At 40.1% G+C, this 15,214-nt stretch carries 13 protein-coding genes; 5 read left to right on the forward strand and 8 right to left on the reverse strand.

What is annotated here, in order from left to right:
• Nucleotides 1-23: 23 nt before the first annotated feature.
• Nucleotides 24-1,301, reverse strand: coding sequence for an extracellular solute-binding protein (locus AX762_RS04040; RefSeq protein WP_071847880.1), 1,278 nt, complete (start codon nucleotides 1,299-1,301; stop codon nucleotides 24-26).
• Nucleotides 1,302-1,325: 24 nt separating this feature from the next.
• Nucleotides 1,326-3,668 (reverse strand): glycoside hydrolase family 65 protein, encoded by a 2,343-nt coding sequence (locus AX762_RS04045; RefSeq protein ID WP_071847881.1) that lies wholly within the window; start codon nucleotides 3,666-3,668, stop codon nucleotides 1,326-1,328.
• Nucleotides 3,669-4,080: 412 nt separating this feature from the next.
• Between AX762_RS04045 and AX762_RS04050 the strand changes: the two genes are divergently transcribed.
• Nucleotides 4,081-4,701, forward strand: a complete 621-nt coding sequence (locus AX762_RS04050; RefSeq protein ID WP_071847882.1) for an alpha/beta hydrolase — start codon at nucleotides 4,081-4,083, stop codon at nucleotides 4,699-4,701.
• Nucleotides 4,702-4,719: 18 nt separating this feature from the next.
• Here the strand turns inward: AX762_RS04050 and AX762_RS04055 are convergent, their stop codons facing one another.
• The 3 genes from AX762_RS04055 to AX762_RS04065 all read right to left on the reverse strand — a co-directional run bounded on the left by AX762_RS04055 (nucleotide 4,720) and on the right by AX762_RS04065 (nucleotide 6,491).
• Nucleotides 4,720-5,091 carry a YccF domain-containing protein gene (locus AX762_RS04055; RefSeq protein WP_071847883.1) on the reverse strand — a complete coding sequence of 124 codons (372 nt, stop codon included), beginning with the start codon at nucleotides 5,089-5,091 and terminating at the stop codon, nucleotides 4,720-4,722.
• 20 nt (nucleotides 5,092-5,111) lie between these two features.
• Complete coding sequence (locus AX762_RS04060; protein WP_071847884.1) at nucleotides 5,112-5,966, reverse strand: aldo/keto reductase; 855 nt, start codon at nucleotides 5,964-5,966, stop codon at nucleotides 5,112-5,114.
• A gap of 156 nt (nucleotides 5,967-6,122) precedes the next feature.
• Nucleotides 6,123-6,491: an SDR family oxidoreductase gene (locus AX762_RS04065; RefSeq protein ID WP_083432783.1), complete on the reverse strand. Its 369-nt coding sequence runs from the start codon at nucleotides 6,489-6,491 to the stop codon at nucleotides 6,123-6,125.
• 802 nt (nucleotides 6,492-7,293) lie between these two features.
• Here AX762_RS04065 and AX762_RS04070 point away from each other — a divergent pair.
• From AX762_RS04070 to AX762_RS04080, 3 genes are all read left to right on the forward strand, one after another.
• Nucleotides 7,294-7,851, forward strand: coding sequence for a sigma-70 family RNA polymerase sigma factor (locus AX762_RS04070; protein ID WP_071847886.1), 558 nt, complete (start codon nucleotides 7,294-7,296; stop codon nucleotides 7,849-7,851).
• Entirely contained in the window at nucleotides 7,844-8,983 is a 1,140-nt protein-coding gene (locus AX762_RS04075; protein ID WP_071847887.1) for a hypothetical protein, read from the forward strand. Before AX762_RS04070 ends, AX762_RS04075 begins: the two co-directional genes overlap by 8 nt.
• A 174-nt stretch (nucleotides 8,984-9,157) precedes the next feature.
• A complete protein-coding gene (locus AX762_RS04080; RefSeq protein ID WP_071847888.1) occupies nucleotides 9,158-10,081 on the forward strand; it encodes a RimK family alpha-L-glutamate ligase in 924 nt (307 codons plus the stop codon).
• Nucleotides 10,082-10,150: 69 nt separating this feature from the next.
• Here AX762_RS04080 and AX762_RS04085 read toward each other — a convergent pair whose 3' ends face one another.
• Both AX762_RS04085 and AX762_RS04090 read right to left on the reverse strand, forming a co-directional pair.
• Nucleotides 10,151-11,104: a 2-hydroxyacid dehydrogenase gene (locus AX762_RS04085; protein ID WP_071847889.1), complete on the reverse strand. Its 954-nt coding sequence runs from the start codon at nucleotides 11,102-11,104 to the stop codon at nucleotides 10,151-10,153.
• A gap of 27 nt (nucleotides 11,105-11,131) precedes the next feature.
• Complete coding sequence (locus tag AX762_RS04090) at nucleotides 11,132-12,127, reverse strand: LLM class flavin-dependent oxidoreductase (RefSeq protein ID WP_071847890.1); 996 nt, start codon at nucleotides 12,125-12,127, stop codon at nucleotides 11,132-11,134.
• A gap of 454 nt (nucleotides 12,128-12,581) precedes the next feature.
• Here AX762_RS04090 and AX762_RS04095 point away from each other — a divergent pair, with 454 nt between their 5' ends.
• On the forward strand, nucleotides 12,582-13,826 hold the full coding sequence (locus tag AX762_RS04095) for a dicarboxylate/amino acid:cation symporter (protein WP_071847891.1): 1,245 nt from the start codon (nucleotides 12,582-12,584) through the stop codon (nucleotides 13,824-13,826).
• A 70-nt stretch (nucleotides 13,827-13,896) separates the two neighbouring features.
• Here AX762_RS04095 and AX762_RS04100 read toward each other — a convergent pair whose 3' ends face one another.
• Nucleotides 13,897-15,189, reverse strand: coding sequence for an FAD-dependent oxidoreductase (locus tag AX762_RS04100; protein WP_071847892.1), 1,293 nt, complete (start codon nucleotides 15,187-15,189; stop codon nucleotides 13,897-13,899).
• Nucleotides 15,190-15,214 lie beyond the last annotated feature (25 nt).

The following is a 15,214-nucleotide window of genomic DNA, read 5'->3' on the forward strand; positions in this document are numbered from 1 at the left end:
TGCAGCATCTGGAGTTGACTTTTTTATCTTCTATCTAATTCTGCGTTTGCTTCATCTTCTGCAGCTTGCAGTGCTTCTTCAACGGTCATATCCCCATTGATTGCCGCTTGGAAATAGTTGTCAAAAGCAGCCGAAACTATGGGCAGACTTTCACCTGAACTCCAAACAGTTCCATAATCTGCAGCCGCTACATGAGGTGCTAACACAGGATTATCAAGCAGATTCATTTCATCAGCAATTGATCCTCTTGGAGGTAGAGTACCTGATAACTCACTCCATTGCTTGAGACCAGCATTGGTCATGTAGTTGATGAACGAAATTGCTTCATCTCTATTCTCTGAATCTTTTGAAACAGCATACCCGACACTGAAGGTCATTGATTGTTCTTCTCCATTAATAGTTGGAGACTCAACAACAGCATAATTCAAATCTGAGTATTCTTGATTCAACGCACTGATTACCCAGTTACCTTCCATCATCATAGCCGCTTTGTTTGCACCAAAGGCCGCACCAGCTGAGTCGATGCCCATATCGATTTGAGGATTTTGCATATATCCAGCTTCTTTACCGTCTATGATCGACTGGAAATAGTCAATGACTTCAGGATTCGACGTGAAATCAGCGCGTCCTTCTTCTCCTGCGGGATCTAGCCCATTATTGATGAATGCACTATAGTGTCTCGCAAGTGATTGGTCGAAAAGCATTGCTGCCTGATCATCTTCTAAATTGTCTTGCAACTCATCCGCAAAAGCCAATAAATCATCCCAGTCGCGAGGGATATCTTCGACACTATATCCCGCTGCTTCTAATATGTCTTCATTAACATATAATGCTAATGTAGAATAATCTTTCGGAACTGCATACAGTTCATCTTCACCACTTCGGAAAACATCAATTAAAGGATCAAAAAAGTCATCCACATCATCTATTTCACCTGAAAGATTTTCAAGCACGCCACTTTCCATAAACATTGGAGCAGCAAATGCTTCCAGATAGAAAACATCGGGTGCATTATTTGCAGCAAATCTTGCGGTCATAGCATCTTGGAAATTGTCTTGAATAATTTCCAGTTCAACTTCAATTCCTGTTTCTTCTTCAAAACTGCTTATCGTTTCTTCCATTGCATTTGTTTCAGCCGGAGAAGATCCCCAGACTGCTAAATTAACGTTCCCACCGTTCTCGTTTGTGACACCCTCTTCGTTGTCACCCGTATCGTTGTCAGTTGCCCCGTCGTCGTTGTTGCATGCAGCTAATAAAGCAATAGTTGAAACCAGTCCTAAAGATTTAATGAATTTATTCATGTGTAACCCTCCTAGGTTATATTTTTAAATGGTTATAGCTTCATTGGACGTGTATGTTTTCCCTTCACACTCAAAAGTGATCTGCTGATTATCTAGTGGTGTAACTGTGAATTCACTCTTTGTAATATCTATCTGTACAGCTTTGTTTTTCCATTGGAATACGAATCCCAGTTCATTCCATTCTTCAGGTAAGCTTGGATTGACAGTTAGCTTGGTATTCTTGACTCTTACTCCTGCAAACCCAAATAATATGATCTGCCATATGCCACCTATTGACGCAGCATGAACACCCGGATCAGAAGAAAGCATATTAGGACCCAAATCTATTTGAATCGCTTTTGAATATAAATCATACGCCAATGTTTTATTCTTAATATCAGATGCTATTATAGCATGAGTCGATAAGCTCAAGGATGAATCATGAGTGGTTCGTGGTTCATAATAATCGAAGTTTGCCTGTTTAAGTTCTTTGCTCATTTCATGATGAGTCTGGTCCATCAAATAGAGTAGTACCAGAACATCTGCCTGTTTGCTTATCTGCATCTGGTTCACCTGGTCAAGGTTATAGTCATCGAACAGTTTGCCTACAGTATCGGCATTTTTATATTTAGATAGATCTATTTCTTTTTTCAACAGATACGTATCATCCTGTGGAATAACGAGCGACTCTTTATCTGGTTTAGGCAAATATAACTTCTCTTTTGCTGTCTTCAAATCATCCATAGCTGCTGTAATAGATGTGCGTTCGTTAAGCTCACTAAGCAAATCTTCATTATTAGCTTGCAATGAATCATGATACTCGATTGCTAACGATAGATTGAAATGGGCCATGTAGTTGGTAAACGCATTATTATTTATATGCTCTTTGTATTCGTCCGGCCCTATTACTCCGTTAATTTCATATAGCTTTTTCTCATCATTCCATTCTAATCGGCTGGACCAGAATTTTGCTGTTTCGAAAATGATTTCATAGCCATATTGATTCATGAAGGCTTCATCACCAGTGGCCGAATAGTACTGATAGACAGCAAAGGCTATATCGGCAGTGATGTGCTGCTCAATAAATCCGCTCCATATCTTGGTCTGTTCACCCGTTACGATGTCCACAGCTCCCCATACGGGTGTGACTTCTCCATCAGAAGGATAAGCTGCTTCCCAAGGATACATAGCTCCTTGGTAATCATTATCTAAGGCTTTTTGCTTGGCACCGATCAACCCATGGTATCTATATTTAAGTAATGACTTGGCTATTTCAGGGTTAAAGAAAGTAAAGAATGGCAGGATGAAAATTTCGGTATCCCAAAATGAATGCCCTCTATATCCTTCTCCACTTAACGCTTTTGCTCCTATACCCATTTTATCGCTGTGCGCCGGAACCATTACCGTTAAGTGATAAATCGCAAACCTTGAAGCCAGCAAGTCAAATGACTGATCCGTTTTCAACCTGAAATTATAAGCATTCCACACTTTAGTTTCCCATGCTTTTTTATGCTCATTGAAATTTGCATCGTATCCTTTTTCACTATTAGCCTTTAAATTTGATAAAGCTAATTTTCTCATTTCGCTTAATGAATACGATTCGCCTTCCCATTCGTTATCTCGGCTTGTATAAACCATACTGGTCTTATCGATAACCAATGAATCTCCCTGATTTAATGTCAGGTCATAGTTAACAGTCATTTTTCTTCTAGCGATTTCCATCTTGGGTTCTATGAATAACGATTCATTATTCACCTTCAAATCGTGAGCAGTCAATACGACGATATCTATATTTGATTCAGTTGTCGTTTGAATGCTTTCTAGGAATTTTTTGTCATATATTCTTTTTTCACCTTCATGAAAATGTTGAGAACCAGTATTCGTCAATTGAGCATCGATACCAGACTCAAAACTTATATCCACTTGCTCTCCTTTGTTGGTCACTTCAATTTGCAGCCCGATTAAATGTAGATCCTCTAATGAGACAAAACGTCTGAATTTAAAGCTTAATTGTTTCTGGTCAGGTGACACCCAGTCAATTTCTCTTACCAGCTCAGCTTCTTTCAAATTCAAATATCTGATGTATTTTTTTGTTTCCCCAAACTCTAGTGAAAAACGTTCTCCATCAATTTTAAAATCTATATTTGTTATATCGGCTATATTGGGAAGCTCTGGGACTTCTTCTTCGCTAAAATTATTAAACGTTCCATTAACTAATAAATTTCTCTGTTCATTCAGATAAGACTCTTCAGTCACCGAACGCAATCCCATATAACCGTTTCCTAATGATAGTATGGATTCAGCTTTACCTAGGTGCTTGGTAGAAAATACCTCCTCTGCTACGATCCAGTTTTCGTTTTCTCCATTTCCATAATCATATTTCATCATAAACATCATCCTTTTCTATTTACACTAAAACGTTTTAGCATTTACCGAAAACGTTTTAGTGAATCGCTTACACTTATAGTAATCGATTCTTTAATGCTTGTCAACATGCAATAATGGAATATTATAAATATCCGTTCTCTTAAGTGAAGCAGGCTTCGTAAATTAGCCGTCATAACGAATGATGGTTGCCAGTCTTACTCATAGTAATTTTTATCTAATCACTCGCTTCCATGATTCTAAGAAGGATTTGATTTATTGACATAAAGTAAGTAAGCTCGTATACTTGTTGCATACTATCTCGAATTCGTAATAAAATCTATATCGCGGTAGCGGGAGCTGCGTCAATGGAAACGAAGCTCCTGAAAAATATTGAATACCGTTGAAAATAAAAACAGACAAGGAGTAATAGACATTGAAACATATATTTAAAGAAGGAACTGATCTAACAAGCACCACTTTACTCTTACTTCACGGCACAGGCGGCACGGAACAGGATTTGCTCCCTTTAGCCGAACGCGTAGATTCCCAAGCGAATGTCCTCAGCGTCAGAGGAAACATCAATGAGAACGGCATGTTTCGCTACTTTAAACGTTTGAGCCCCGGTGTTTTCGATGAGGCAGACCTGAAATTCAGAACACACGAATTAAATGACTTTTTAAACGATGCTGCCAAAGAATACGGCTTTGATCGAAACAAAATCATCGCCATCGGCTATTCAAATGGGGCAAACATTGCCGGCAGTCTGCTCTTTCATTACAGTAATGTCCTAAAAGGAGCTATCCTGCATCACCCGATGGTCCCGCTGAGAGGGTTGGAGCTTCCAGATTTATCAGACACACCCATTTTTATTGGCGCAGGGACCAATGACCCAATCTGTGCTTCCGAAGAGTCAGAAGAACTTGAACATTTACTCAGCGATGCCGGCGCTGACGTGACCCTACACTGGGAAAACCACGGCCATCAGCTCAGCGGAACAGAAGTTGACGCTGCAGCGACATGGTATAAAGCAAACAAAAATCGCCTAAATCAATAGGCGATTTTTTCTTTGTTATTATATTTCCATCTTAACGATCCGTGCCCCGAATGGCAGCAATGCAAGTTTCGCTTGTTTAAAATGCTGAAGCCCAAATGGGATCCCTACAATAGTTAAACAGAAAATGACCCCCATCGTGACTGATTCAATAACTAAGGCAAACCCGCCCAGTACCAGCCATAACACATTAAACATAAAAGATGCTCCCCCGTGTCCAAACTCAATATCTTTACCAAATGGTGCTGCGGCCATGGTAGAGAATTTGAAACATTGCATCCCGATAGGAATCCCTATGATAGTGATGGACCAAAGAACACCTAATATCAACCAGGTAAAGAATCCAATAAATCCTCCCAAAATAAACCATACAATATTACCTAATACCTTCAATCAACTCTTCCTTTCTTCGCCTAACTGATTTGTGGTGGTTCTCCATTTTGATCATCTGATTCAGTAAAATCAGCATGACGCCAATGAAACAGGTAATCAAAATCTGCTTGATCCAATTTAAAATCAAAAACATCAAAATTTTCTTCGATACGGTAAGCATGTGCTGATCTGGTTAGAGGCAGGACATCTAAATCTAACCCAAAACGAAGCAAGACTTGAGCCAAAGACTTATTATATTTTTGAAGCATCTCTCTTATACGATCCTCTTTCCTTAAAACATTCAGTGGATTCAGTGGTGAACACGCTTGAACGATAATATCATACTTTTTACAGTATTCACGCACATCATTTTGAGTAACACCCGGATAGATCATCAGCTGATTTACCATCGGTTTGATTTTAGCATGCTCGACTATATTTTCTAAGTGGTTGACTGAGAAATTACTGACTCCAATGGCTTTAAGTTTACCTTCTTCGTAAAGTTCTTCCATCGCTCTCCAAGTTTCTAGATTCTCTTTATCCCAATCTTCTCCGGTTCCTACATCAAGTGGCCAATGGATCAAATAAAGATCCAGGTAGCTCGTTCCTAATTTCTCTAATATTCCTTCCACTTTGTCTCTTACATTGCTATAAACATGTTTATCAACCATTAAATTACTGGTTAGAAATAACTCTTCTCTTGGGAACCCACTTTTTTTAAGTCCCTTACTCACTAATTCCTCATTTTCATATCCAGCTGCACTGTCGATATGGCGAAATCCTACTTCAATAGCTTTAACAATGGACTGAACAGCTTTTTCTTCATCCGAATTTTTACAGATTTTAAAGCCCATCACTGGCATTTTCTTTCCATTATATAGCTTAACCGTATCCATTTCCATTCCTCCAATTTCATCAGTCAATAAATTGAATAAACGATTGGTCATCTATAACTATTATACTATAAATGAATATCGTATCCTATTATCTTTAATTTCACCAACTTATCCACTCTATGTTGTCGAGTCTCTTATTGTCTAGAAAGTGTAACCTCATTGTAGCAAAAAAGCTCTCAAACAAATTGTCTGAGAGCTTTTCTGAACAAATCCAAATATTGATTTTTCGCCTGCCTTATACATGACTTGAATCAAGCCACCATCAACGACAAATTCAATACCGGTTGAGTAAATGGATTCATCAGATGACAAATAAAGCAAGAGATTGGATATTTCTTTTGGCTCCGCAATATGTTTCATCGGAATATCTTTTTCCATTTCTTTAACCAAATCTCTGACGCTCTCATGTTCGGTCATTGGTGTACGGATCGTACCTGGATGAACAGCATTGACGCGGATATTAAATTCCGCAAATTTAGATGTTATATAGGCTAGATTATCGACGCCACCTGCGCCATCGGTAATGACTGCAACTTTTCTATCTAAACGACCCGTTTAACACACTCCTATATAGTATTTTACTTCTGCCCTTAATTTAGCAGGTCTATTTTTACGTTACAAGCGAGAGGGCTTACATCTCCCAACTTCTCCTTCATGTTAATCATTGTCTAGTTGTGATTTGGTATACTGAATAGTGACTGCAGTATAACAGGATGATTTTTCGAACCTGATTACAGTTTTTTTCATATTGGAAGCTTGTTGCTGCCAACAAGCTATCTTAACTAAGGGATGATTTACAAGGGATTTTGATAGATTAAATTATCACGAGTTATTTATAAAAGTGATTACCGGATTTAATGTCAAAAAAACACCCAAATGAGCGGTGAATTTACGCATTCGGCGATTTGAAAAGTTTCTCTTTAGCGTACTTACCGAATGCTCCCAGGTTCGACACTTTGAAGACGACAATTTCCTCCTAAGTGTTGAACTTTGACTAGGTTCGACACTTTGAGAAAACTAGACTGTCTGTAATTACCGAACCGGGCTTCATTCGGTAATTAGAAAGACACCTTTTTTTTCAAACTGTCGAATAGGCTGTATCTTCGACACTTAGCTGCCTATCTGATTGCAGAACTTACCGAAGTCTGAGCAATTCGGTAAGTTCTGACTACATTCTCATTCCAAAGTGTCGAAGTGACACTATATGCTCAAATTTAATTAAAAAGAAACCATAAAATATCTTGATCACTCATTTATTTTGCAATCTTGACAGATTCGATCATTTTTTCTTGTATACATAAGCGAAGGAACAAAGGAGGGTAACATTTTGGCGGACGATAAATGGATAATCAAAACGATTAAAAACCGAAACGAGCAGGGACTTGAGGAATTGATCAGTAAATATGGCCGACTATTAAAAGCCATCATTCAAAAGCACCTATATGCACTTCCCGGTCATCAGGATGAATGTTTGAATGACGTTTTTCTCGCTGTCTGGAATAATATTGACCAGTACGATCCATCAAAAGCGAGTTTCAAAAACTGGGTAGCGGTCATCGCAAAGTACCGGTCTATCAATACACTGAAAAAATATAGGAACGAATTAAATACTGTTGGATGGGAAGAACACCTAGAAACGCAACATGTACATAACGACAAGCCTTTATCAGAAGAATTATGGGAAATTCAGTTGGAAGAATTACTTGCACCACTTAATGGGAAAGATCGCATTATGTTTAAAGACATATTTGAGTCAAAGGATTCGACTGAAGTCATTGCTGAAAAACATGATTTGACCACAGGTGCTTTATACAGCCGTTTCTCACGAGGAAAATCAAAAATCAGACGACACTTCGAAAAGAAAGGAGAGTCAAGGAATGAATAACGACAAAAAACTTTACAAATTACTAAATCAGTTGAAAATAAATACAGATGACTATGAAGAGACTTCTCTGTCTGACCAGGAAAAAGATGTCCTGTTTCAGTCGGTTAAAAGTCAATTAAACAATGAATTTAGTAATCCAACGAAAGCATCAATTTGGAAAAAACCTGTTCTGTTAATTGCAGCTACGCTTTTCCTTACATTCTTAGGTCTGCAGACACCCGTCGGGCAACGTGTTCAAGCTGCTGCCTCCTCTTTCTTAGAGAACTTTCGGTATACGATCACTGAAGCGTTAGGTATAGAAGAACGAACAACCGACGATACAAGCATATCCGTCAATCAGGTTCAGACGATCGGAGATGCTGAAATAAAAGTTGAAGATATGCTTATTTTCGATGATTTATTACTTATTAACGTACTCGTTGATTTGAGAGAGTCTCTAGAAGACTATCATTTGGGAGGGATAGAGAATAAAATCCTTTCTATAAATGGAAAAAAAGTCACTGATTCGATGTCAAGTTACGGAACAACAGTCAGCGAAGACGATGCTGTTCATAACCGAATATTAGTTATAGACCTAAATGAAGATTTTTCAATGACCGACAATTACACTATAGAACTCACTTTAGAAGATCTTTTTATTATTGATATGAAAGACAATACCAAAAGAGACGAACGTGTGCCACCCGTTGAAGGGAAAGCCACATTTTCTGTCGATACGGCAAGGGACGAACTACAGAAACACACAAATAGATATTCCATTGATCAGGAGTTAAGTACTGATCTCTATGATTATTCCATTAACAACTTAAACACACACCCACTCTTCAGTTTCATTGAAATAACTTCAGACAACTGGACTGACATACCGTTTGAAGTGATTGAAATACGTGGAGAAGATAACCGGGGTAATGAGCTAATATTTACTCAACACAGCTACACGTATATTGGAGATGAGAATCATTATACTGGACGGCTTAACTTGTCTGAAGAAGATTCTGACATTACCAGTGAGCAGATGCTGGAATCAGCAGAACTTCACCTTCAGTTTTATTCTGCCGAGTTTCCAGAAGATGTGGGTACGCTTGATTTCACTTCTTATGGTGAGCCAATCACCATCGAACTGAATCAATAGTCCAAAGCGTATTGTGTCAGATGATGGCACAGTGCGTTTTTTTATTAACTAAGTATATTCCACCCTTCCCTCTTTCAAAAAGCATCCATTTATTATACACTTGAACTATTGCAGACAACTAAATTGCTCACAACGCTAATTTTCCATAATGTACTTTGAAGGAGATTTTTAAACATGAAAAAAATATATATCATACATGAAAATATGGACTGGACGAAACATTTGATTAAACGACTGGAAGAACTTGGTGTCCCTTATGAAGACTGGGACTTGTCAGAAGGGCTCCTTGATATTCAGGATTTGCCTTCTGACGGCGTCTATTACAACCGAATGAGCGCTTCTTCCCACACAAGAGGGAATCGCTATGCACCAGAACTGACCGATCAAGTACTCTCGTGGCTGGAAGAAAAAGGGGCATGCGTCATTAACGGAACGGGTGCGATCAACCTTGAAGTCAGTAAGCTCAAACAGTATCTCGCCTTGCAATCCGCCGGGATAAAAACGCCTAAAACTATCGGCACTGTGGGTAAGGAAAACATTTTGAAAGCTGCTGAAAAGCTGAATGAGTTTCCTTTTATCATCAAACATAACCGCGCAGGCAAAGGGCTGGGTGTACGGTTACTCTATTCGCTTGAAGAATTGAAAGATTATGTAAATGGTCCCGATTTTGAGGACTCCATCGACGGCATCAGCCTTGTTCAACAATATATTAAATCTGTGGACGGCCACATTATCCGTTCTGAATTCATAGGCAGAAAGTATTTCTATGCAGTGAAGGTCGATTCGCGTGATGGCTTTGAGTTGTGCCCGGCCGATGTCTGCCAGATCGGCCCTGATGGCGAAGAACTGCCAGCTGAAAACAAATTCAAGATCATCGACAGACTACCTGAAGCTCAAATTAAACGTTATGAGACATTCTTGAATAACCAACGTATCGATGTGGCGGCACTGGAATTTATCATTGATGAAAGTGGCGAAGTATACACTTACGACGTCAACACCAATACGAACTACAATGACGATGCTGAAAAAGTATCCGGGCAGTATGCCATGCTGGAACTGGCGAAATATTTAAAGAGTGAATTAGAGAAGCGTTAAGAATTTCCTGCCAGAAAATACTTCGAAACTGTAAAAGACACCTCTAGATTTCTAGAGGTGTCTTCTTTATTATTCAACGATATTTTGTGGTTGTCCTTTTAAAAATGCCAAGGTATTATCGAATGCAATTTCTGCCCGCTTGACCATGGCTTCGTCCGTTAGATAAGCGACATGCGGCGTCAACACTGTATTCTTAGCATGAAGTAACGGATAGTCATTTGGAAGTGGCGGCTCCATATCAAAGACGTCGATGCCTGCCCCAGCAAGTTTCTCTTCGTTAAGTAACTCTGCCAAGGCCTGATTATCAATGATCGGTCCCCGCGCACAATTTATCAGTACGGCCGACGGTTTCATTTTAGCCAGCTTCTCTCTGGATAAAAAATTTCTCGTTTCATCATTCATAGGTAAATGAACAGACACAATATCGCTTTTTTCAAGAAGCTCTTCGAGTGGCAAATACGTTAGTCCCAAATTTTTCGCTTCATCTTTTTCCGTCCGGTTGTACCCGGTCAAATTCGCACCGAACGCTTTGAATAACTGGGCGGTCCTTATGCCAATGTTTCCTGTCCCAATTATGCCTACCGTTTTCCCTCTGATTTCACTGCCTTGAATCACTCCCGGGAATGTTTCTCTTCTGATATCTTTATCTCCCTGCGAAAGCGAGCGGTATAGATCCAGCGTCAAACCAATAACGAGTTCGGCCACAGATTGATCGGAATACCCGGCCGCATTGGCTATTTTCATTTCTTTTTCCTTGGCTGTTTCGCGCGCTACATGGTCCACCCCGGTGAACGCGACGTTGATCAATTTTGTCTGGTTCAGCTGTTCGACGACTTCTTTAGGATAAGGGGTATTGGCAATCATAACGATATCCGCATCCTGGCTGCGTTTTAACAGTTCATCAGGATCGGTTGTTTTTTCATCAAAATAAACGAAGTCGTGTCCCAGCTCTTTTATCGGTTGAGCCAGCGTTTCAATCATCTCTTCTGGTACTCTTAACGGTTCAAGTAAAACTACTCTCATCTTCATCTTCCTTTCAATCGCTTTCTGTTAAAGCATTTCTTCAGCTAATAATTTATAGGTATTCAAGCGCTGTTCTTGTGAATACGCGATGCTGCAGATCATGGCTTCCTGGAAACCGTAAGTTTTCTGATCTTTATATAAGAGCTCAGCGACTTCTTTCGCCGTCCCGACCAAATGAATCTGTCGGTTCGTCTGAATCGCTTCACGTTCATCATCGGTCAGCTTATGCTTTTGTGCCTCTTCAGGCGACATGAGCGGTGACATACGTCCCTGACCCAGACGAATGCGGGCAATGTCTTGAGGTTTCGCCTGAAATTCGGCTTCCTCTTTCGTTTCCGCCACAGTCACCAGATAAGCCACACTTATTTCCGGTTTCTCCATGAATGCTGAAGGCACAAACCGGTCTCTATACAAATCAAATATCTCTTTGCGCATCGCATTGAGCATGAAAAATTGAGCAAAAGAATATCCCAGTCCTCTTTGACCTGCCTCGATGGCACTGTTCCCACTTGACCCTAACAGCCAAGCTTCCGGCAATGTCACATTCTGCGGTGTTGCTGGTGTTTTACTATAAAGGGTTTCATCGGGGACATCGTCCTTTATCAAAGCCAACGCAACATCCAACTTTTCATATAAGTGGTCAAAGTCCGGATCATTCCCTTGTGCCAGAGCATAGATGGCATTCTGATCGCCACCCGGTGCGCGTCCCACACCGTAATCGATCCGTCCCGGAGCCAAGGCACTTAACGTCTTGAACACTTCCGCCATCTTAAGCGGTGAATAATGCATCATCATAGTGCCACCGGTCCCCAACCGGATGTGTTTTGTTTTAGCGGCAATGTACGCCACCACTACTTCTGGAGCAGAACTGGCAAAGCTTGAACTGCCGTGGTGTTCTGCCAGCCACATGCGGTAGTACCCTAATCCTTCTGTATATTGGGCCAGTTCCACGGCTTTTTCCAGAGCCACTTGCCCCGTATTTCCACTCGTGATGGGTGCCTGATCGAGTACACTTAATCTCATTATTCATTCGTCCTTTCTTTCATTGTTTCGTTCTTACTATACCATTCAGATCCCCTGGCATCCTATTAAATAAATCGTTATTTATAAAGGACTCTTGTTGAGTCATTTACTACCTTTTTATGATTCAAGTCATACACTGATAGACTTATAAAGATGTTCATCGAACTCAGCCAACGTTTCATTTTCAATATGGGAAAGTATCTCATATCAACTCCCTCTTATTCAAAATGTTTCGCAAGCACATCTATAATATAGTCACATTAACTTTTAATTTTTTAATTATAAACACACCAACAATTGGAGGCGTTAACATAAATTCCGTTCATAAAAAAGTCGCTTTTTAAATTAAAATACATTTTGTTATATATAATTCCATTTTAATGTAGTATACTAATAGATAATTTAAACAATCTAATTATTGCTAGATAAGTGGATTGAAAATGGAGGAGATATTATGGAAAATCGAAAGAAATTTAAGCTTGGTCTTGTACCGAAATTATTGATTGCCATTGGTTTAGGCGTCCTGGTTGGACAATTAACCTTTATACCAGACTTCATACTTCAGATCCCTATCACTTTTTCGGCCTTGTTTAGCCGATTGTTAGGCTTTATCATTCCTTTAATGATTGTCGGATTTGTTGTGAAAGGTATTTCGGACCTTACCGATGGAGCTGGAAAATTACTTGGGCTGAATGCACTGATGGCCTATTCCAACACTCTGATTGGCGGCTTTATCGCTTATTTGCTGGCCTCAAGTCTTTTTCCTTTGTTTATCGATGCATCAGTTAGAGAAACTGTTCAAACGGAAGGCACTGAACTAGCACCTCTGTTCACTCTACCTTTGGAGCCATTATTCGGTGTCACGTCAGCGATCGTCTTTGCCTTTTTGTTCGGCGTCTTTATTTCCTGGTTACGCAAGGAAGAGAAAGGCGAAGTCATGTATCACTTTTTCGCTGAATTCGGTGCCATTATTACTCAAATTTTATCAGTAATTATCATTCCAGGCTTGCCTTTTTACATCTTCGGTAACTTCTTGAACTTAAGTTACAGCGGCGCAGTCTTTTCACTGCTTTCCGTCTTTTGGAGAGTGTTCGTCGTCGTAATTGCTCTGCAGCTATTGCTTATTACGATATTATTTATACTCGCAGGACTTTATTCAGGTAAGAACCCGGTCACTTTAATGAAAAATCAAGTCCCCGGTTACTTCACTGCTTTAGGAACACAATCTTCTGCCGCTACTATTCCTGTAAATATGGAATGTGCCCGCAAGAATGGCGTTTCAAAAGAAATCAGGGAATTCGTTATTCCATTGAGTGCGACTATTCACCTCATGGGAAGTGTCGTCACTATCACTTCTTGTGTGACAGCCGTGCTGCTGATGTTCGATATGCCACATAGCTTTGGCATGATGGCTGCCTTTATCGCTACTTTAGGAGTCGCGCTAGTTGCTGCACCAGGTGCACCAGGCGGAGCTATCATGAGTGCTCTTCCGTTTGTTTATATGGTAGGCATCGATCCAACTGGAACATTAGGCACTCTGCTTGTTTCTCTCTACATTACTCAAGACAGTTTTGGTACCGCAGCAAACGTTTCTGGTGACAACGCCATTGCGGTTGTGATCGATAAATTCTATGAGAAACATATATTGAAAAAAGCTGTCCCTGTTGAAGGTAACGCATACAGCCGAGTCAACAACTAACATCATCAACTAGTCTATCAAAAAAAAGAAGGAGCAGATACTCTGCTCCTTCTTTTTTTTATTCCGATTTTCACTGCATTTCCTCGATTAAACGTTTGGCAGCGTATTGTCCGGAGCGGATGGCCCCTTCCATAAATTGAGGGAACTGCGGACCAAGCTCTGTGCTTGCAAAGATTAGATTATTAAAAGGTTCTTTTAAATATTCGTGGGCTTTCGGTTCACCTTTATAATGCACCATTGCGCCATATCCCCCACCGTAGTATGGTGATCCCTGCCACTCGCTGATTTCATAATCCTTGTACATTTCTGCTTCATCTCCAAAGACTTCGATCAAGCGCTCTTTTGCGAAGAATTCTTTCACTTCTATCGGGACATTGGCAAGCTCTTTAGCCTTATCTCCACCGATAAACAGGGTGAGTCGGTTTTCACCCCCGGCTTTAGAAGAATCCATTACATTGACACCTTCATTGGCTGCATAGATGACACCGTAGACTGTCTTTCTCTTTCCTTTAATGGCTTGTTCACGCCAGAAGGGATCATCATATACGAAGGTCATCTTGATCACTGCACCATCGATATAACTCTTCAAGTACCGGTCGTAATGTTCAGCTAAAGATGAACTGAACTCGATTCGGGCTGCAGTGGTTGGTGGCACTGCCATGATCAGTGCTTTTGCGTGATATTTCGTCTTGTTTTTAGTTTTTAAAATAAAGCCATTTTCGGTTGCTTTCACTTTCACCACAGGCTCAAGGTAACGGATCGCCTCTTCATTAATAGTCTCCAAATAACGAACGACTCGGGACAGCGGACCAGAAGCTTGATAATTCAATTCGTTGTTCGTCGTTGTGATGCGACTGACCAAATCTTCTAAAACTTCTGCATTGATATAATCACTGTTTACCGTCGTTTCGGCGGCTACAAAGCTCTTAATGATTTGGCGTTTTCGTTTATTTCCGACATGCTTATCCAGTAAACTAGCCAGTGTTTGAGAAGTTGAATCTATTTCAGCAACATCCCTCAACAGTGCTGGGATATCTTTGAAATCAAAACGAATAGGCTCCCTACTTTTTTCGCTTATGATCACCAAGTCTTCCGGTATGCGTGTTTCCTCCAGAGTCATTCCGGATTCTTCAATGAGTTTCACGATTTCAGTCATATCTTTATTAACAAACTGCGCACCCAGTTCAAAATAGCGTGATGAATCTTCGGAAACTTTGGAGCATACTTTTCCACCAGCTCGGTCTGTTGCTTCTAAAATTAAGTAGTTCTTTCCTTCTTCATGTAAAGCCTTCGCGGCAGTTAATCCTGCCAAACCTGCCCCAACGACAATGACATCGTAATCTGACATTTTAGTATTCATCATTAATTTTCTCCTCACTTCCTTACCT

It is taken from the genome of Alkalibacterium sp. 20 (assembly GCF_001885615.1).
Taxonomy (GTDB): Bacteria; Bacillota; Bacilli; order Lactobacillales; family Carnobacteriaceae_A; genus Alkalibacterium.

Bases quoted from the DNA above. Each gene is read 5' to 3' on its own strand.
- AX762_RS04100 (WP_071847892.1), bottom strand. From the start codon at position 15,189: ATGATGAATACTAAAATGTCAGATTACGATGTCATTGTCGTTGGGGCA.
- AX762_RS04085 (WP_071847889.1), bottom strand. From the start codon at position 11,104: ATGAGAGTAGTTTTACTTGAACCGTTAAGAGTACCAGAAGAGATGATT.
- AX762_RS04040 (WP_071847880.1), bottom strand. From the start codon at position 1,301: ATGAATAAATTCATTAAATCTTTAGGACTGGTTTCAACTATTGCTTTA.
- AX762_RS04075 (WP_071847887.1), top strand. From the start codon at position 7,844: ATGAATAACGACAAAAAACTTTACAAATTACTAAATCAGTTGAAAATA.
- AX762_RS04095 (WP_071847891.1), top strand. From the start codon at position 12,582: ATGGAAAATCGAAAGAAATTTAAGCTTGGTCTTGTACCGAAATTATTG.
- AX762_RS04060 (WP_071847884.1), bottom strand. From the start codon at position 5,966: ATGGATACGGTTAAGCTATATAATGGAAAGAAAATGCCAGTGATGGGC.
- AX762_RS04090 (WP_071847890.1), bottom strand. From the start codon at position 12,127: ATGAGATTAAGTGTACTCGATCAGGCACCCATCACGAGTGGAAATACG.
- AX762_RS04080 (WP_071847888.1), top strand. From the start codon at position 9,158: ATGAAAAAAATATATATCATACATGAAAATATGGACTGGACGAAACAT.
- AX762_RS04045 (WP_071847881.1), bottom strand. From the start codon at position 3,668: ATGATGAAATATGATTATGGAAATGGAGAAAACGAAAACTGGATCGTA.